Genomic DNA, 17,606 nt, shown 5'->3' with positions numbered 1-17,606 from the left:
TGGAATTCGTAGGAGAAGAAAAGGTCGTCTGAAAAACCTGTTTGGGGATTTTCAGACGACCTTTTTGTATTCCGAAACTATAAATCCATTATCGCTTCAATACGATAGGATTCGCGGGCAAAGCCCACGCTACGCTGTTAGGCAATGCCTAAAGTTGGTGGAAAGCCCATAGCGGGAGGTGTTGTGTTGATTTGTGGGATAACCGTAGCGTGGGCTTTGCCCACGAGAATCCGCCCCTTCTCATGTTTGGTGGAAGAGGAGTCGGAAGAGGGGCTTTGCACCTTATGCCGTATATCCGTAAGCCACCCCCATCCTAACCTTCCCCCGCCAGACGGGGGAAGGGATTAGGTTGCTGTAACTGAAAGAGGTCGTCTGAAAAACCTGTTTTGGGGATTTTCAGACGACCTCGTTGCATTCCGATACTCTAAATCCATTCTCGCCTCAATACGATACTAAAAAACAGTAACGGCGGCATTCAGTAATCCGCCCCCTCTCCCGTCTGGCGGGAGAGGGGTGGGGAGAGGGTGGCTCTTGTCCTTTATGCCGTATATCTGCAAGCCTACCCCCATCCTAACCTTCCCCCGCCGGATAGGGGGAAGGGATAAGGTTGCTGTAACTGAAAGAGGTCGTCTGAAAAACCTATTTGGGGGATTTTCAGACGACCTCGTTGCATTCCGATACTCTAAATCCATTATCGCCTCAATACGATACTAAAAAACAGTAACGGCGGTATTCAGTAATCCGCCCCCCCTCTCCCGTCTGGCGGGAGAGGGTTGGGGAGAGGGTGGCTCTTGTCCTTTATGCCGTATATCTGCAAGCCTACCCCCCATCCTAACCTTCCCCTCACTAGACGGGGGAAGGGATAAGGTTGCTGTAACTGAAAAAGGTCGTCTGAAAAAAACTTATTTCGGGTTTTTCAGACGACCTTTCTGCATTCTGATACTTTAAATCCATTATCGCCTCAATACGACAGGATTCGTGGGCTTTGCCCGCGAGAATCCTATGAAAAACAAATCAAAAGGTCGTCTGAAAATAGATTTCAGACGACCTTTCCATATTACCGCGTCAACACTCAAATCAGCTTTTGCTGTTTCAATTCATTCTTCAGATACGCATAATAAACCGGCGCGACGATGATGCCGCCGACGCCAAAAATCCGTTCGAATACGACCATTGCCACCAGCAGTTCCCATGCGCTTGATTCGATTTCCGAACCGATGATTTTCGCGTTCAGGAAGTATTCGAGCTTGTGGATGACGACCAGAAACACCAGCGAGGCGACCGCCACATATAAAGACGCGCCGAGGCTCAAGATGATAATGATGGTGTTGGAAATCAGGTTGCCTGCGACGGGAATCAGCCCGACGATGAAGGCGATAACCAACACGGTTAGTTTAAACGGCAACTCCACGCCGAAAAGCGGCAGGATCAGATAAAGGTACACGCCCGTCAGAGCGGTATCGATCAGCGAGATTTTGACCTGTGCCAGAAACACGCGTTCGAAGCTGGTTTCGAAGTTCACAATCCGCCGCACCAGCTCTGCCTTGAAGGGCGGCATTTTGCGGCGGTTTTTGCGCATATTGAGGCGGTGGAAACTGAGCATCGCGCCGATGATGATGCCGATAAGGATGTACACGAACGAGGTGAAGCTGTTTTTGCTGATGCGCGTCAGCGCGGCGCTGTATTCTTCAATCAATTTGACCGCAGAGGCTTTGATTTCGGCGGTATTGTTGGGCAGCATGTTCAAAATCGATGGCGGCAGGCTGCTGCTGTTTTTCGTGTCTTCCAAAATCGCCGCCAGCTTGGTCAGCATCACGGGGATATGCCCGCCGTGAATCAGGTGGTAAATCCCTAGCGACATCAATAGGATAACCGTCAATACGATGCCTATCGTCAGCGTGGTCGAAATCAGGTTGATATTGCGCGCGTTGAGCGATTTGTGCAGAAACGTATTGCGCGTGAGCATACGGCGGCGCAACCAAAGAATCAGACCGTTGGTCTTGGTGATGAAGACGTAGGTTAGGATGACGGCGAGCAAAAGGGGCAAAAAGTGGAAGTACAGCACCACAAACAGGGCAAGCCCCATCAAGATGTAGGATGCATTGCGAAAGCGGGAATGTTCGAAAATCATTGGATGTAATGCCATGAAATATATAAATTTAAACAATCAAGCTATGAGGTGCGATTAATAAAGCAGGACAAGGGGGTTAACCCGCCTTTTGAAACTTTATTTCAATTTCGCTTGACCTGACTTCGGTTTACAAACAAACCGTTACAATAAAAACTCAATCGCACCAAGTAGTTATGCGGTTGTTTTTACGCAAATTGCCATTTGGCATTTGACGGAATTATTTTATCAGACAAATTTCCCGAAAGGATATTACACATGAAAACATTGTCTAAATTGACCTCTCTCGTTCTTGTTTCTGCCGGTTTGATCGCTGCTCCTGTGGCTATGGCTCAACCTGCTTCCGGTAAAGCCGCTACTAAAGCAGGACATGTTCACAAAAAAGCCAACAAAGCTAAAAAACAAGCCAACGATCTGAAACAAGACAAAGCTGCTGAGACTGTTGCACCGGAAGCTGAAGCTACTAGCCCGCTGACCGAGCAAGGTAAAACTACTACCGAAACTGCACCTGCTGCCGCCCAAGAACAGGCTCCTGCTGCTAAATAAGTAGGATATAGTGGACTGAATTAAAAGAGGGATTCTGCTCCCGCGCACCGTTTTGACGGCTGTCGTCCTTTTTGAATTTAGGCCATTAGAAATCTCGCAGGCTGATGTCTGCATATTGGGAAAAAGGTCGTCTGAAAAGATTTTCAGACGACCTTTTTCAATTCGTATCTGGTGATTGTGGCTATATAGTGGATTAAATTTAAATCAGGACAAGGCGACGAAGCCGCAGACAGTACAGATAGTACGGCAAGGCGAGGCAACACCGTACTGGTTTAAAGTTAATCCACTATATTTTCAATACGCTTGCTGCCATTTCTTTGCGTCTTCTATATCTTGTTCGATTTGACGTTTTAATGTTTCGATATCGCTGAATTTTTGTTCGTCACGCAGCTTGTGTAGGAAGCGCACTTTCAAACGTTGACCGTAGAGATTGCCGTCGAAATCGAATAAATGGACTTCGAGTTTTTGCGAATTGTTGTTGCTGACGGTCGGGTTGAGACCGAAGCTGGCAACGCCGCGCCGTGTGCCGAATGCGCCGTCTGCTTCGACGACGAATACGCCGCGCAGGGGATAGCGGTGGGGCGGAAGTTGGATGTTGGCGGTGGGGGCGTTGATGGTTCTGCCGAGTTTTTTGCCGTGTTTGACTTTGCCGCTCAAAACATAATCGTGACCCAAAAGCTTTTTTGCGTACGCCAAGTTGCCGTCTGTCAAGGCGTTGCGCACGGCCGTGCTGCTGGTGCGGATGTCTTCGACGATGACGGAAGGTGTGCGCTCGGTTTGTATATCGCTTTGCTGCTTTAATAAGTCGAAACAGCCTTCGCGTCCTGCGCCGAAGCGGAAATCGTCACCGATAAGCAGGTAGCGGGTGTGGAGTGTTTGGCGCAGCAGTTTGTCGATGAAATCCTGTGCGCTCATGTTGGCGAAGTCTTGACTGAAGCGTAACACCCATACGGCGTCGATGCAGCCGGTATCGCGCAGAAGCTCGAGTTTGGTGCGCAAGGGAGCAATGCGGCATGGGGGCGTAAAGCCTGCTTTTCGGGAGAAAAATTCTTTGGGTTGAGGCTCGAAAATGACGACGATAACGGGAAGGTTGCGCGAATCGGCTTCGTTTTTGAGTTTTTGCAGAATGTGTTTGTGACCGAGGTGTACGCCGTCGAAATTACCGATGGTGACGGTCGCTCCTTGCGGAAAATCAGGTGCATTGTGCTGACCGAGTCGGATTTTCATGGGCGGTTGGTGCGAGTAGTGGAATGGTCGCGTATTGTAAACGTTATTGGTGTTTCTATAAACAGGGCGGCGAGGTAGTGCGGGCTCGTCACCATCTGCCGGTAAATGTTTTTTTCGGGTGCCAGAATTTCCATTTTGAAAACGGCGTGATGTGTAAAGTGCCACCGTTTTCTCCGTCGGTACTGATAGATAGTTTTTTCAGACGACCTTCAGAGACTGCCTGCCAAAGTGGGGCAAACCAGCGGGTTTCCCAACTTTCTAAAATCTCTTGGTATGTCTGAATATCGCCCGTTTGTTCCGTAATTGCCAAGTCGTCTAGAAAGATAACAGGGTTGGCAGGGCGAATACCCGATTCATCAACCGCATCCAGCCAAGCCTGAAAATCATAAGGCGCATCCAAGCTGAGGTCGTCTGAAAATTGCGCCCAGATGCTGTCGGAAGCGATTAAGTCCGCAGAACGCAGCCCCGTCAAATCCTGCCACAGCCAAAGGCCGTTGATTGCGGGTGTATCGTTTTGAATGCGGACGGTGTTGAGTGGGTGTTGATGCAGCCACATTTGAATTTCAGTCTGCATTCCCAGCCATTGCAAAGTATCTTTTCCATTCGCTTGGTCAGCCGATCCGATTTGCCCGTAGATATCCAAGACCGGCGCAATCCCCCAATCGCATTCCGATGGCAGAGTGAGCAACCATAAATCAGGACGTACCGCTAAAAACTGCCAACCTTCTTTGCTGTAAAACTCAGACAGCTCCAAACATAATTGAGCCGCTTCTTCTTTAGTGATGTGCAGATGTTCGCCGTTGACTACGCTGACTTGGTGCAATCCCATTTGCTGCCATATCGGGCTGGCAAACGCAGCCGCCTGATGCGGTGAAATCCCCATCAGCTCTTTGACTTGCGCCAACAAGCTTCCCTTCCATAAATATCGGCGATAAAAATCAGACGGCTTCATTTCTTGTTTATGTAATAATCCATATCGCAAGATTTGGTTAAACGCAGGAAGCGGGAGAGGAGGAAGTGTCTCATCTTTTTGACGGTTGAGAGAGGGGAGGGCAAGCGTCAGATTCATGGCAGTCGTCAGAACGGAAAAAGCTTATTTTACGCGAGAAAATACAACATACTCAAAATAACCAATGTCATTATCAGGCAGGATGATGGATAGCGTTTTTGAGTTGGAAGTGTGCATATGTTATAATCAAGTTCTCGTAAATTTCAGAAAAAAGGGGTGTAAATCAAAAGAATAGCCCCGATAATCATGCTCGGTTCTGAGTAAATTTGATTGTTTATTTTATTCACTTGGTATATATATTGTCTGGGAGAGACCGTAAACACGGTTGATAAGATAAACAATTAAACTCAATAATTTCAAATGACATAAGAAATGCGGTGGTAGAGTGATTATTACCGCATCGAAGGATAATGCGTGACTAAAACAACTCGATTTTCATTCATGCGCCGTTTCTGGCACAACAAACCCGTACGTTGGTCGTTGTTGGGCATCCTGCTGCCTGTGTCAGGAGTAATGACTGCCTATGCGGTCACTGAGCCGGTTTCCAATCCTCAAGGCATTGCGTTGGAGCGGATTTCTGAGGAATTGCCCGCCGTTTATGTTGAAACCAATAATTTCCAGTCCAGCTATTGGGCGCAGGAAGTTGTCCAACAGGGCGACTCCCTTGCCGACGTTTTGGCGCGTATGGGCGTAGCGCAGACCGACATCAAACAAATCATGGCGAAAAACAGCGCAGATCAAAATATGCAGCATTTGCGCGCCAACCAATCCGTCAACATCCGTGTCGATTCATCAGGTCAGGTAACGGACGTGCAATTCTTTACCGATGAAGAATTGGAACGAAACCTTGTCGCGTTGGAAAAAGTCAAAGGCAAATGGCAGCTGTCTACTTCTGAAGTAGACATGAAAGTCATGCCGACTTTGCGCTCTATTGTTGTGCGAACTTCCGCACGCGGCGCGATGGCGCAGGCTGAAATACCGGTTGAAATCCGCGAGTCGCTAAGCGAAATTTTCTCTGACGTATTGAGTTTGGAAGAATTGCAGGAAGGCGATGTTGTGCGTCTTCTGTACAACAATATGTATTTCCGCGGCCAGCAAATGGGTACCGGCGATATTCTGGCGGCTGAAATTGTCAAAGGCGGAAAAACCTATCAGGCTTATTATTACAGCCAAGGCAAAGGCGACGAAGAGAGCGGCAGCTATTATGATCAAAACGGTAAATCGCTCCAGCAGAAAGAGGGATTCAACATCGAGCCGGTTGTCTATACCCGTATTTCCTCGCCGTTTGGCTACCGAGTTCACCCCGTCTTGCATACCGTCCGTATGCATACAGGTATTGACTATGCCGCACCAACAGGCACACCGATTAAAGCCTCTGCCGACGGTGTGATTACCTTCAAAGGCTGGAAAGGCGGTTATGGTAATACCGTCATGATTAGACACTCTAATGGCGTCGAGACACTTTATGGCCACATGAGTGCATTTACGCCGGCGGAAGGTAATGTCCGGGCAGGCGAAGTGATTGGCTTCGTCGGTACAAGCGGACGCTCGACCGGCCCGCACCTCCACTACGAAGCACGCGTGAACGGTCAGCCGGTCAATCCGACGACAGTTGCATTGCCGACTCCGAAACTGACGCCTACCAATATGGCAGCGTTCCGCCAACAGCAGAAAACTGCCAATACCATGCTTGCCGCAATACGCGGTTTGCCGGTATCCGTTGCACAGTTGGACTGATGGGATTTGCTTGAAAAAAAGGTCGTCTGAAAAATTTCAGACGACCTTTTTTGATGTTTGGTGGAATTGATACGGACTATCTGCATCAACATTTTTACAACTTGCTTTTGCCCCATGCTTGATATTGCTGGGGGAGGGGGGATAAATAAATGTATTCGATGGAAAAATCCGCTATAATTCGCACCCATTACGTTTTAAGAAACAGCGTTCCCTGAAAACAACATTGGAGAGGCTCATTCTCGAAAACAATCGTTTTTTCATCAAACAGCTTGAATGAACGCTGCTTTTTATGGTATAAATCACGTTTTACTATTTTAGAAGTTTGGAGACTAACCATGGCACGAGTTTGCAAAGTGACCGGTAAGCGCCCGATGTCTGGCAACAACGTATCACACGCCAACAACAAAACCAAACGTCGTTTTTTGCCTAACTTGCAATCACGTCGTTTCTGGGTAGAAAGTGAAAACCGCTGGGTTCGCCTGCGCGTTTCTAACGCTGCATTGCGTACCATTGATAAAGTAGGCATTGATGTCGTATTGGCTGATTTGCGTGCTCGCGGCGAAGCTTAATTTAAACTGTTAATTAAGGATTACTGCAATGCGCGATAAAATCAAACTGGAGTCAAGTGCAGGTACTGGTCACTTCTACACCACTACCAAAAACAAACGCACTATGCCCGGCAAACTGGAAATCAAAAAATTTGACCCTGTTGCCCGTAAACACGTTATCTACAAAGAAACCAAATTGAAATAATCCGGTTTCTGAAAAAATAAAAAACCTCTGTCTGACAGAGGTTTTTTTCTTGGTTTGCCATATCTGATTTAGTGTCAAGGTCGAAAGCGTTGAACGTTCGGATCGATTAGACCGATTTATTCATATTTCTAAAGTGTGCCTTAAACCAAGTTAGAACCTGATTTCTGTTTTCAGACGACCTTTGGTGCTTACAGTGCCTGTATTTTCTTTCTTTTGCCCACGTTTCAAATGCTTTTGATAGGCAGCAACATAGTCCGCTTTGGGTAATCCTGCTAAGACACCGATATGGGCTGCAGCGGATTTTGCCAAAGGCTCGAGCGTGTAGCCGCCTTCCAGTACGGAAACGATTCTGCCGGGACAACTTGGAGCGGCTTGGATGATTTTGTGTGTCAACCAAGCGAAATCGGCTTCGTGCAAGTTCAGACGACCTGTTTCGTCTTGTTTGTGTCCGTCGAAACCTGCGGACAGGAAGACCAGTTCGGGTTTGAATGAGGTCAGTTTGTTCAACCATTGTTCGCGTACGGTGGTACGAAAGACGCGGCTGCCGGTATTGGATGCAAAAGGCAGGTGCAACATATTGGTGCTGTTGGCAGAATGGTTGGTTTCAGGGAATGGGAAGAGGTCGGTTTCAAAAAGGTTCATAAACAGGACGCGCGGATCGTCTTTGAAGATTTCCGCTGTGCCGTCGCCGTAATGGACGTCAAAGTCGATGACGGCGATGCGTTGGAGTCGATATTCGGCGATGGCGTGCATGACACCTGCGGCGACATTGTTCAGTAGGCAGAAACCGCCGGCTTTGTCGCTGTGTGCGTGGTGTCCGGGGGGGCGGATGGCGCAAAAGGCGTGCCATGCTTTCTTATTCATTACCATGTCCACCGCCTGAACGACAGCACCTGCGGCGTGACGGGCAGCTTTGAGCGAACCATGACTCATGACGGTGTCGCCGTCGAGACGGTAGATTTTGTCCGGCTGGGGTAGGCAGGCTTCGAGTGAGCGCAGGTATTTGCGCGGATGAACCAAGGCGAGGCGGGCATCGCTGATTTCTTCGGCTTCGGCAGTTTGCAGATGCCGCCAAATATCCTGGCGTTTGAGTTCCGCCTCGATAACGGCAGTGCGTTCGGGTGAGTCGGGATGACCTGCACCGGGTTGGTGTTGCGCAAAAACGGGATGAGAAATCCAGACCGTGCGCGCATTTTTACCCAAAAGGCGGCGTAGGCGCGTACGCAGTCGTCGAATGAGTTTTTTCATGAGGAAAAGGGCGCGGGGCCTGTCGTTGGTGGGAAGGAGTCAGGTTTTGAATGTCGTTGAAACTTCATTTTCAGACGACCTGACATGATAAATATGGTTAATAAATAGGGAAAGGCTTGGAAATTTTTCAGACGACCTTTAGAATAGCTTAATTTTGCGGCTGTACCAATGCTTTTTTCTGCCGCAAGCGGTGTTTTACTTAATTTTAATCTCTTAGAAAACGGACGAATTATGAATCAAACTGTGGCCCAATTTGCCCCTTTAGTGCTGATTATGGTGGTGTTCTACTTCCTGATCATGCGTCCCCAACAAAAGAAATTCAAAGCACACCAAGCCATGCTTGCCGATCTGAAAGTCGGTGATAAGGTTGTTTTGGCAGCAGGCTTCAAAGGCCGTGTTACCAAAGTCGGCGAACAGTTTTTCACCGTAGACATCGGTCAAGGTGCAAAAATCGAAGTCGAAGTGGAACGTAACGCGATTGCCGCCAAAGCTGAGTAATCCGTATTTTTGCCAAGAGCCGCCTCGGAAAACTGAGCGCGGCTGTTTGTCTTCATAATAAATCGAAGGTTTACCATGAACCGTTATCCTTTATGGAAATACCTGCTGATTGCGTGCTCGATTTTGGTTGCTGTAGTGTATTCGCTGCCCAACCTTTTCGGTGAAACGCCTGCAGTACAGGTATCAACCAACCGACAAGCCATCGTTATCAACGAACAGACCCAGTCCAAAGTCGATGCCGCGCTGAAGCAGGCAGGTATTCAGACCGACGGGATGTTTGTCGCGAACAACTCGCTGAAAGTACGTTTCAAAGATACTGAAACCCAGCTTAAAGCCCGCGATGTCATCGAAAACACTTTGGGCGATGGCTACATTACTGCGCTCAACCTGCTGGCAGACAGCCCCGAATGGATGGCCAAAATCGGCGCCAATCCGATGTTCTTAGGCTTGGACTTGCGCGGTGGCGTTCATTTCACCATGCAGGTGGACATGAAAGCTGCGATGCAGAAAACGTTTGAACGTTATTCAGGCGACATCCGTCGCGAAATGCGCCGTGAAAAAATCCGTACCGGTACCGTCCGTCAGATTGAAAACGGTCTGATTGTTCCGATGCAGGACGCTGCCGACGTACAAAAAGCCATGCCTAAGCTGCGTCAGCTTTTCCCTGAGGCAAATTTGAACGCTGATGGCAATAACATCACGCTGACATTATCCGAAGAAGCGATTAACAAAGTACGCTCTGATGCGGTGAAACAAAACATCACCACCTTGCATAACCGTGTCAACGAGCTGGGCGTGGCTGAACCTGTCATCCAGCAATCCGGCCTCGACCGCATCGTCGTGCAGCTGCCGGGTGTGCAAGATACTGCTAAAGCAAAAGATATTATCGGCCGTACCGCGACTTTGGAAGTGCGTATGGTAGAAGACGACCCTGTCAAAGTGCGCGAGGCTTTGGAAGGCAATGTTCCGAGCGGTTTCGAGCTGTTGTCCAGTAGTGGTGATCATCCACAAACCTTGCTGATCAACAAACAAGTTGAACTGACCGGTGACAATATTAACGACGCACAACCAAGTTTCGACCAAATGGGTGCTCCAGCAGTCAGTCTGAGCTTGGATAGCGCAGGCGGCAGTATTTTTGGTGAATTGACCGCCGCCAACGTCGGCAAACGCATGGCGATGGTGTTGATCGATCAAGGCAAATCCGAAGTGGTTACCGCACCAGTTATCCGCTCTGCCATTACCGGCGGACGCGTGGAAATTTCCGGCAGCATGACGCAGGCGGAAGCCAATGATACTTCTTTGTTGCTGCGTGCCGGTTCGCTCGCTGCACCGATGCAAATCGTGGAAGAGCGCACCATCGGCCCGTCTTTGGGTAAAGAAAACATTGAAAAAGGTTTCAATTCCACCTTGTGGGGCTTTGCCGCCGTTGCCTTGTTTATGGTGGTTTACTACCGCTTGATGGGTTTCTTCTCGACCATCGCCCTGAGTACCAACATCTTGTTCTTGGTCGGTATTTTGTCTGCCATGCAGGCAACGCTGACGCTTCCCGGTATTGCCGCATTGGCGTTGACTCTGGGTATGGCGATTGACTCCAACGTATTGATTAACGAACGTATCCGTGAGGAATTGCGCGAGGGCGTGCCGCCTCAACAGGCAATCAACCTCGGTTTCCAACACGCATGGGCAACCATCGTCGACTCCAACCTGACCTCGCTGATTGCCGGTATCGCCCTCTTGGTATTCGGTTCCGGCCCGGTCCGCGGTTTTGCCGTCGTACACTGTCTGGGTATCCTGACTTCGATGTACTCATCCGTCGTAGTCTTCCGCGCCTTGGTTAACTTATGGTACGGACGCCGCCGCAAATTGCAGAATATTTCCATCGGCGCAGTATGGAAACCCAAAGCCGAAACAGCGGCTGGCAAGGAGTAAGACATGGAACTCTTTAAAATCAAACGCGACATCCCGTTTATGAGCTACGGCAAACTGACGACCTTTATTTCGTTGGTAACCTTTATTGCCGCCGTATTCTTCCTCGTTACCAAAGGTTTGAACTTCTCCGTCGAATTTACCGGCGGTACCGTGATGGAAGTGCAATATCAACAGGGCGTGGACGTCAATAAAACCCGTGAAAAACTCGATACCCTGAAAATGGGTGAGGTTCAAGTTCAGGCGTTGGGTACGAACAAACACATTATGATTCGTCTGCCCAACAAAGAAGGCGTAACTTCAGCGCAGCTTTCCAATCAAGTGATGGACTTGCTGAAAAAAGAGCAGCCTGACGTTACTCTGCGCCAAGTTGAATTTATCGGCCCGCAGGTCGGTGAAGAGTTGGTCACCAACGGTCTGATGGCATTGGGCTTCGTCGTGGCGGGTATCATCGTTTACCTGTCGATGCGCTTTGAATGGCGTTTCGCCGTATCCGCCATTATCGCGAATATGCACGACATCGTGATTATTTTGGGCTGCTTCGCCTTCTTCCAATGGGAATTTTCACTGACCGTCTTGGCGGGTATCCTTGCCGTATTGGGTTATTCCGTGAACGAATCCGTCGTCGTCTTCGACCGTATCCGTGAAAACTTCCGCAAACCGAGCATGCGCGGACACACCGTTCCGCAAGTCATCGACAATGCGATTACCGCCACCATGAGCCGTACCATCATCACCCACGGCTCTACCGAAGCAATGGTCGTTTCCATGCTGGTGTTCGGCGGCGCAGCGTTGCACGGTTTCTCAATGGCATTGACCATCGGTATTGTGTTCGGTATTTACTCTTCGGTATTGGTCGCCAGCCCGCTCTTGCTGATGTTCGGCCTGAGCCGCGACAATATCGCGAAGGAAGTGAAGAAGAAAGAAGAAGTCGTGGTCTGATGGTTATGATTGCGATTTAAAGGTGTCGTCTGAAAACTTGGCAACAGGTTTTCAGACGACCTTTTTGTTGAGCCATCAAACATGGCATTCAAACCGGCTTTGTGCTATATAGAGGGTTTGTTTCGAGCAGGTACGGCTTTGCTCTGTGCCGGGTTGAAGAAAATGGCTTGCAAAAGCGTTAAGTATTAGCCAATCGGTTTGCACCGTCTGTCGCAGTATTTTCCGAATATAGCCTGTATCGTTTTGATGGTTCCACAAGGAATCCTGTTTAATAAGATGGATTCCGTTGTTTCAAATGAATTGAAAGATAAAATATGGATGCTTTACAACTTTTGACCACACGTCGCTCGTCTAAAAAACTTACCGCCCCCGCGCCGAATGCGGAACAGCTCGAATATATGCTGCAAGCGGCTACGCAGGTTCCCGACCATGGCAATATGCGTCCGTTTCGTTTTACCGTCATTCAAAGCGAGGCAGGCTTGCAACGTTTCCGCGAATTGTTGCGCCAAACGGTTACCGAGTTGAATTTTGGCGATGATGCGATGAAAAAAGCCGAGAAAGTCGGCAATATGGCGCCTATGGTGATCGGCGTGACTTTTGTGCCCAACCGCGAAGTGGCGAAACCCAAGCCCGAGTGGGAACAAATGCTGAGTGCGGGCTGCGCTGCTTACGGGCTGCAGCTTGCCGCGTCCGCACAAGGCTTTGACAATGTGTGGATTACTGGAATGTGGGTCAACAGCCCGCTCTTACGCGAAGCGTTTGGTTGTGAAGACAAAGATAAAATCATCGGGCTGATGATGGTCGGTTCGCCGACTGAAGAGGGTGGCGGCGCAAAGAATACCGATTTGAACCAGTTTGTGACGGTTTGGTAAACAGCCTGAAGAACAGGCTTAAACGTAAGCCTTTATTTTGAAGAGTAAATTGGCTATATAAAAGGTCGTCTGAAAATAGATTTTCCGTTTTCAGACGACCTTTCGTTGTGACATCCTTTGATGGCAAACATCAAGCCGGATTCATGAAGCTTTCGATTTCCTGTAAGGAAATGTCGGGCGTCGCGCCGTGTCTGGAGGCGACTAGGGCGCCGAGTGCGCAGGCGAAGGTAATGGCTTCTTGCGGCTCGGCATTGTTGAGCAGTTTGTAAGTCAGTCCTGCCAAGAAGCTGTCGCCTGAGCCGACTGTATCGGCAACTTTGATGCGGAAGCCGCAGTGGCGGTAGAGTTCGCCGTCTTTGTATAAAACCGCGCCGTGTCCGCCCAAGGTGACGCAGATGATTTTTGCGCCGGTCAGCTGAGTGAGGTAGGTAATGTTTTGTTCGATGCTGTGGTAGGGCGAGCCGTAAACTGCGGACAGTTCGTACAATTCGTCGTCATTAAGTTTGAGCATATCCGCACGCTTTATGGTGGCAAGCAGGCGGTCGGTGTCGTAGTGGGGTTTGCGCAGATTGACGTCAAAGATTTTGAATTTGGCTTTTTCCATCAGTTTGTCTAATGCCGCACGGGAAATCTCGTCGCGGGTGGCGAGGCTGCCGAACACGAAGGCATCGGATTCGGCGACACGTTGCAAGGCGGCATCTTCGATGACGATGCGGTCCCAAGCGCAGGGATATACGATTTCGTATGACGCGCTGCCGCATTTGTCCAAGATGACTTTGACAAGGCTGGTATCACATTCTTTGCACACTTGCAGCAGGTCGGTATTGACGTTTTTCGCTTTGATTTGTCGCAGCAGCTCTTCTCCGTCGGCATCATCGCCGCGACGGCTGATGATGGCGGTATCGACTCCGAAGGATTGCAAACGGACCAAAACGTTCAGCGGCGCACCGCCCAACACTTTGCCGCTTGGAAAATCGTCCCACAACACTTCGCCGAAACTGGTTACTTTCATTTTAGGCCTTCCTTGCTTTGAGTTGATCGGTTGGAACTGCTGCGCTGCGTACGGTTTACCCATCATTTATTTGTAGTAAAACTCCAATACTTAGGCGCGTAAGCATTATGTTTTAAAATCTACCGACTGACAAGCAATCGCGGGTTTATCTGTCAGGAAGTTTGATTCATCACAAATTGCGTCTAAAGTGTTTGAATAGAAGGGTGATTTTTGATTTTGTTTTCTTTCGGTCGGCTGGTTTTGATCATGCGGATAAAGCTGCTTTTTTGAAATTTAAATACAAGTTGTGCGGGTGAGCTATCATCGGAAACGGATAATATTTCAAATTAATGCACAATTATCTGCCCTAAATAAAAGGTCGTCTGAAACCCGATTTTCGGTTTCAGACGACCTTTGCTTGTATAAACCTTAAGCGGCTTCCCAATAGTCGATGTAAAGCTGCAATTCCATCTGATTGCGCCACTCGTTTGCCACGGGGCGGTAAACCGTGCGGATGTATTCGGGGATGTCTTCGCTGCACCGCCAGAACATGGCTTCAAATTCGTAGCCATCTTTTTGCAGCCAGACTTTTTTGTGTTTACCCTCCGCGCCCAAAGGCTGCTGGCGGATGACGTGAAACTCGTCGGTAAAGCTCGGCGGCGCGAAGCCTTGTCCCCAAACGTGGCGGGCGAGGTTTTGCGCCTGTTCCAGCGTGATGTCGCAGGCTTTCAGGCTGCCGTCGGTGATGAAAGTTTGCGACAAATCGTCTTCGCACACCATTTCGCGCACGGCTTCTTCAAAGGCCGTCTGAAACGCGGGAATGTTGTGTTCGAGTATGCTCAAGCCCGCCGCCATCGCGTGTCCGCCGAATTTTAAAATCAAATCGGGGTGGCGTTTGGACACCAAATCCAAAGCGTCGCGCAGGTGCAGATTGGGAATGGAACGCCCCGAACCGCGCACTTCGCCGTTGTCCGCGGGGGCGAACACGATGGTCGGGCGGTAGAAGCGGTCTTTGAGGCGGCTGGCGACGATGCCGACCACGCCTTGATGAAAGTCGTCGCGGTAGGCGACTAGGGTCGTCTGACCTGAAGGGAGTGTTTCGGGAAAGGCGTTCAGCGCGTCTTGCAGCATGGATTGCTCAATTTCGCGGCGTTCGATATTGAGGTCGTTCAACTGCGCCGCCAATGTCTGCGCTTCTGCGTCGTCGCGCGCCAACAGGCAGGCGATGCCGACCGACATATCGTCGAGCCGTCCGGCGGCGTTGATGCGCGGACCCAGTGCGAAACCCATATCGAAAGGCTGCGCTTTGCGCCAGTCGCGCCGCGCCACTTCAAACAAGGCGCGGATGCCGGGCCGCATTTTGCCGGAACGCATCCGTTTCAAACCTTGCGACACGAGGATACGGTTGTTGTGGTCGAGGGGAACGACATCGGCGACGGTGCCGAGTGCGACCAAATCCAAAAGTTCGCCCAGATTCGGTTCTCTAAGGTCGTCTGAAAAATAATCGCGGCGGCGCAATTCGGCACGCAACGCCATCAATACATAAAAAATCACGCCCACGCCCGCCAGACTTTTGCTGGGGAAGCCGCAGCCTTTTTGGTTCGGATTGACGATGATGCAGTCGGGTACGGTTTCAGCGGGCAGGTGGTGGTCGGTAACGATCACGTCCAAACCCAATTCCTGCGCCCGCGCCACGCCTGCGATGCTGGCGATGCCGTTGTCGACTGTAATCAGCAAATCCACGCCTTGCGCGGCGGCGATTTCGGCAAGCTCGGGCGTCAAGCCGTAGCCATGTTCGAAGCGATTGGGTACGAGGAAATCCACCGCCGCGCCCATCGCCGCCAAGCCGCTTATGCCGACGGAACACGCGGTCGCGCCGTCGGCATCATAGTCGGCGACAATCAGAATTTTTTCCTTGCGCTCGATGGCATCCGCCAGACGGCGGGCGGCGGCTTCGCAATTCGTCAGCGATTGATAAGGCAGGAGGCCGGCGAGTTTGTCGTCCAACTCGGCAGGACTCTGCACGTCGCGCGAGGCGCACAGCCGGGCGATTAAAGGATCGGCACCGGCGGTGAGCAAATCATCGAGGACGTTTTGGTTGACGGGGCGGGTTTGGATTTTGACGGGCATGGTGTGTGGAATATATTTTATGTATTCAAGGACGGAAAGGTCGTCTGAAAACAGGCGTAACGAGTTTATTAAAAGCTTGGGGTAAAGCCGCCGCCTGTCATCATGGCAGGAATGAACAGTACTGGGGTAAGGGCGTCAACAGTGAGCGTCAGCGGCGTTATCAACAGAGTACCTACTACTTTCACCGGACTGGTGTATACGCGAGAAGTGGTATAGCCGATGGAGACAGGAATGCTTTGTTCAAATTTGTAGTCAGCAGGCAGGTTTTTCGGGGTGGCGTAGTATTTGCCTTTGGCGTGAACACAGCGGTGGTAGACAGTGTTGTTTTTACCTTTGCCGGTTTCAAATGACAGGTTTTTCAGTTTGGCGATTTCATCAGCTTTTTGAGTATCGTAGCGTAGGCAGAAATCGGTAGTGAAATCGGCTTCTTTTTCATTGTTGACCACAACAGGCAGGGCTTTGAGGTCTTTTTTGTATTTTTTAGCATCGGCAATTTGGAATTTTTTGTCGAGTTTGACATTGAGGATGGGCGTCAGGTCTTTTGAATCTTTGGCATTAATGACGAACCAGTATTTTTCGCCCATCATGACGATGCTGCCTTTTTCAAGTTGGTCATTGTCTTTGTTGACGATACCGAAAGAATGTACTTGGTCGGAAGTAATCGGATGAAAAGTGATTTTTTCTACTTTTTTATCCTCTTGCCACAGTTGTTCAGTTAGGCAGCCGTTTAATGATAAGACGAGGAGGGCAGTGAGGGTAAGGCGAAGTTTCATAAGTGTAGTCCTTGAAAAGGTTGGTTTGTTTTATTGTTAAAGGGATGTCTGAAAAATGACGATATATTTTAATAAGATTATATGAAATTTGAAAAGGTCGTCTGAAAACAGGCGGTAGGATTTGCAGAACCCAAACCCTGTTTTCAGACGACCTCGATATTTATTCTTCCCAGTCCTGCATTTCTTCCGAATCGTCAGGCTGACCGCCTTCCATGACGGATTTGATTTCTTGGAAGAGGGCACGGAAGTTTTTCGGCGGTTTGTTTTGTTCCTGCTCTTTTTTCGTGTTGCGGATTAAGGTGCGCAATTTGCCTGCGTCGGCGTGGGGGAAGTCCGCCATAAACTGGGTAAGCGCGTTGTCGTCTGCCAAGAGGCGCGTGCGGGCTTGTTCGACGCGTTGCAAGAAGGCGTTGTGGGCGGTATTTTCGCCGCGCAGTTTGGCGAGGAAGGCTTCGATGGGTGCGGGGTCGGTGTCACGCATCAGCCTGCCGATGAATTGGCTTTGGCGTTTGAGCGCGCCGTTGGAGGTGATTTTTTTGTAGGTAACGACGGCTTCGTACAAGTCTTCGTCCAAGCCGATTTTTTTCAGCGTATCGGTCGAGAGTTTGGTCAACTCCATACCCAAAGCCTGCAAATCGTTCATCTGCTTTTTCATTTGGGTTTTGCTGACCCATTCGTCTTCGTTTTCAAACATTTTGATAAACCTTTAATTTTGTTTCGGGTATTTTAGCACGTTCGAGCAGGTTTCACGTCAACGCCCTGTTGAAACGGCGTTTTCAGACGACCTTTTATAGTGGATTAAATTTAAACCAGTACGGCGTTGCCT

17 protein-coding genes are annotated in these 17,606 nt (G+C 49.7%); 8 read left to right on the top strand and 9 right to left on the bottom strand.

The window, feature by feature from the left end; all coding sequences use genetic code 11:
* Positions 1-137: 137 nt before the first annotated feature.
* Together DBZ16_RS14865 and DBZ16_RS05610 are read right to left on the bottom strand one after the other, a co-directional pair.
* On the bottom strand, positions 138-281 hold the full coding sequence (locus DBZ16_RS14865) for a hypothetical protein (RefSeq protein ID WP_159070304.1): 144 nt from the start codon (positions 279-281) through the stop codon (positions 138-140).
* A 791-nt stretch (positions 282-1,072) separates the two neighbouring features.
* Positions 1,073-2,131, bottom strand: a complete 1,059-nt coding sequence (locus tag DBZ16_RS05610; RefSeq protein WP_107813257.1) for an AI-2E family transporter — start codon at positions 2,129-2,131, stop codon at positions 1,073-1,075.
* Between the two features lie 255 nt (positions 2,132-2,386).
* Between DBZ16_RS05610 and DBZ16_RS05605 the strand changes: the two genes are divergently transcribed.
* Positions 2,387-2,674 carry a late embryogeneis abundant protein gene (locus tag DBZ16_RS05605; RefSeq protein ID WP_167390266.1) on the top strand — a complete coding sequence of 96 codons (288 nt, stop codon included), beginning with the start codon at positions 2,387-2,389 and terminating at the stop codon, positions 2,672-2,674.
* 294 nt (positions 2,675-2,968) lie between these two features.
* On the opposite strand, the gene ribF is transcribed toward DBZ16_RS05605, so the two are convergent.
* On the bottom strand, positions 2,969-3,901 hold the full coding sequence (gene ribF / locus DBZ16_RS05600) for a bifunctional riboflavin kinase/FAD synthetase (RefSeq protein WP_107813256.1): 933 nt from the start codon (positions 3,899-3,901) through the stop codon (positions 2,969-2,971).
* Between the two features lie 88 nt (positions 3,902-3,989).
* A complete protein-coding gene (locus tag DBZ16_RS05595; protein ID WP_107813255.1) occupies positions 3,990-4,970 on the bottom strand; it encodes a hypothetical protein in 981 nt (326 codons plus the stop codon).
* 354 nt (positions 4,971-5,324) lie between these two features.
* On the opposite strand from DBZ16_RS05595, the gene DBZ16_RS05590 reads away from it, so the two are divergent.
* From DBZ16_RS05590 to rpmG, 3 genes are all read left to right on the top strand, one after another.
* Positions 5,325-6,647, top strand: coding sequence for a M23 family metallopeptidase (locus DBZ16_RS05590; RefSeq protein WP_003776564.1), 1,323 nt, complete (start codon positions 5,325-5,327; stop codon positions 6,645-6,647).
* A 335-nt stretch (positions 6,648-6,982) separates the two neighbouring features.
* Entirely contained in the window at positions 6,983-7,216 is a 234-nt protein-coding gene (gene rpmB, locus DBZ16_RS05580) for a 50S ribosomal protein L28 (protein ID WP_002216391.1), read from the top strand.
* Positions 7,217-7,244: 28 nt separating this feature from the next.
* Positions 7,245-7,400, top strand: coding sequence for a 50S ribosomal protein L33 (gene rpmG / locus DBZ16_RS05575; RefSeq protein ID WP_003684373.1), 156 nt, complete (start codon positions 7,245-7,247; stop codon positions 7,398-7,400).
* Between the two features lie 150 nt (positions 7,401-7,550).
* On the opposite strand, the gene DBZ16_RS05570 is transcribed toward rpmG, so the two are convergent.
* The gene (locus DBZ16_RS05570; protein WP_107813253.1) at positions 7,551-8,648 is read right to left on the bottom strand and encodes a histone deacetylase family protein; all 1,098 of its coding nucleotides are present in this window, start codon (positions 8,646-8,648) and stop codon (positions 7,551-7,553) included.
* 231 nt (positions 8,649-8,879) lie between these two features.
* On the opposite strand from DBZ16_RS05570, the gene yajC reads away from it, so the two are divergent.
* From yajC to DBZ16_RS05550, 4 genes are all read left to right on the top strand, one after another.
* A complete protein-coding gene (gene yajC / locus DBZ16_RS05565) occupies positions 8,880-9,146 on the top strand; it encodes a preprotein translocase subunit YajC (protein ID WP_049228571.1) in 267 nt (88 codons plus the stop codon).
* Between the two features lie 75 nt (positions 9,147-9,221).
* Positions 9,222-11,075 (top strand): protein translocase subunit SecD, encoded by a 1,854-nt coding sequence (secD, locus tag DBZ16_RS05560; RefSeq protein ID WP_107813252.1) that lies wholly within the window; start codon positions 9,222-9,224, stop codon positions 11,073-11,075.
* A gap of 3 nt (positions 11,076-11,078) precedes the next feature.
* On the top strand, positions 11,079-12,014 hold the full coding sequence (gene secF, locus DBZ16_RS05555; protein ID WP_049231119.1) for a protein translocase subunit SecF: 936 nt from the start codon (positions 11,079-11,081) through the stop codon (positions 12,012-12,014).
* A gap of 314 nt (positions 12,015-12,328) precedes the next feature.
* Positions 12,329-12,886, top strand: a complete 558-nt coding sequence (locus tag DBZ16_RS05550; protein ID WP_107813251.1) for a nitroreductase family protein — start codon at positions 12,329-12,331, stop codon at positions 12,884-12,886.
* Between the two features lie 130 nt (positions 12,887-13,016).
* Here the strand turns inward: DBZ16_RS05550 and DBZ16_RS05545 are convergent, their stop codons facing one another.
* The 4 genes from DBZ16_RS05545 to yjgA all read right to left on the bottom strand — a co-directional run bounded on the left by DBZ16_RS05545 (position 13,017) and on the right by yjgA (position 17,474).
* Positions 13,017-13,898, bottom strand: coding sequence for a carbohydrate kinase family protein (locus tag DBZ16_RS05545; protein WP_107813250.1), 882 nt, complete (start codon positions 13,896-13,898; stop codon positions 13,017-13,019).
* Positions 13,899-14,306: 408 nt separating this feature from the next.
* Positions 14,307-16,007: a single-stranded-DNA-specific exonuclease RecJ gene (recJ, locus tag DBZ16_RS05540; RefSeq protein ID WP_107813249.1), complete on the bottom strand. Its 1,701-nt coding sequence runs from the start codon at positions 16,005-16,007 to the stop codon at positions 14,307-14,309.
* Between the two features lie 68 nt (positions 16,008-16,075).
* Positions 16,076-16,780 (bottom strand): hypothetical protein, encoded by a 705-nt coding sequence (locus DBZ16_RS05535; protein ID WP_107813248.1) that lies wholly within the window; start codon positions 16,778-16,780, stop codon positions 16,076-16,078.
* Between the two features lie 160 nt (positions 16,781-16,940).
* The gene (gene yjgA, locus DBZ16_RS05530) at positions 16,941-17,474 is read right to left on the bottom strand and encodes a ribosome biogenesis factor YjgA (RefSeq protein WP_107813247.1); all 534 of its coding nucleotides are present in this window, start codon (positions 17,472-17,474) and stop codon (positions 16,941-16,943) included.
* Positions 17,475-17,606: the final 132 nt, after the last annotated feature.

Source organism: Neisseria sicca, assembly GCF_003044565.1.
Lineage (GTDB): Bacteria > Pseudomonadota > Gammaproteobacteria > Burkholderiales > Neisseriaceae > Neisseria > Neisseria sicca_A.
Note: the sequence above shows the minus strand (reverse complement) of the source record. Positions and strands in the feature narration are given on the sequence as shown.

What these genes read in the sequence shown, in the direction of transcription:
- DBZ16_RS05610 (WP_107813257.1), bottom strand. Translation starts at nt 2,131, where the DNA reads ATGATTTTCGAACATTCCCGCTTTCGCAATGCATCCTACATCTTGATG.
- DBZ16_RS05605 (WP_167390266.1), top strand. Translation starts at nt 2,387, where the DNA reads ATGAAAACATTGTCTAAATTGACCTCTCTCGTTCTTGTTTCTGCCGGT.
- ribF (WP_107813256.1), bottom strand. Translation starts at nt 3,901, where the DNA reads ATGAAAATCCGACTCGGTCAGCACAATGCACCTGATTTTCCGCAAGGA.
- DBZ16_RS05595 (WP_107813255.1), bottom strand. Translation starts at nt 4,970, where the DNA reads ATGAATCTGACGCTTGCCCTCCCCTCTCTCAACCGTCAAAAAGATGAG.
- rpmB (WP_002216391.1), top strand. Translation starts at nt 6,983, where the DNA reads ATGGCACGAGTTTGCAAAGTGACCGGTAAGCGCCCGATGTCTGGCAAC.
- rpmG (WP_003684373.1), top strand. Translation starts at nt 7,245, where the DNA reads ATGCGCGATAAAATCAAACTGGAGTCAAGTGCAGGTACTGGTCACTTC.
- DBZ16_RS05570 (WP_107813253.1), bottom strand. Translation starts at nt 8,648, where the DNA reads ATGAAAAAACTCATTCGACGACTGCGTACGCGCCTACGCCGCCTTTTG.
- yajC (WP_049228571.1), top strand. Translation starts at nt 8,880, where the DNA reads ATGAATCAAACTGTGGCCCAATTTGCCCCTTTAGTGCTGATTATGGTG.
- secD (WP_107813252.1), top strand. Translation starts at nt 9,222, where the DNA reads ATGAACCGTTATCCTTTATGGAAATACCTGCTGATTGCGTGCTCGATT.
- secF (WP_049231119.1), top strand. Translation starts at nt 11,079, where the DNA reads ATGGAACTCTTTAAAATCAAACGCGACATCCCGTTTATGAGCTACGGC.
- DBZ16_RS05550 (WP_107813251.1), top strand. Translation starts at nt 12,329, where the DNA reads ATGGATGCTTTACAACTTTTGACCACACGTCGCTCGTCTAAAAAACTT.
- DBZ16_RS05545 (WP_107813250.1), bottom strand. Translation starts at nt 13,898, where the DNA reads ATGAAAGTAACCAGTTTCGGCGAAGTGTTGTGGGACGATTTTCCAAGC.
- recJ (WP_107813249.1), bottom strand. Translation starts at nt 16,007, where the DNA reads ATGCCCGTCAAAATCCAAACCCGCCCCGTCAACCAAAACGTCCTCGAT.
- DBZ16_RS05535 (WP_107813248.1), bottom strand. Translation starts at nt 16,780, where the DNA reads ATGAAACTTCGCCTTACCCTCACTGCCCTCCTCGTCTTATCATTAAAC.
- yjgA (WP_107813247.1), bottom strand. Translation starts at nt 17,474, where the DNA reads ATGTTTGAAAACGAAGACGAATGGGTCAGCAAAACCCAAATGAAAAAG.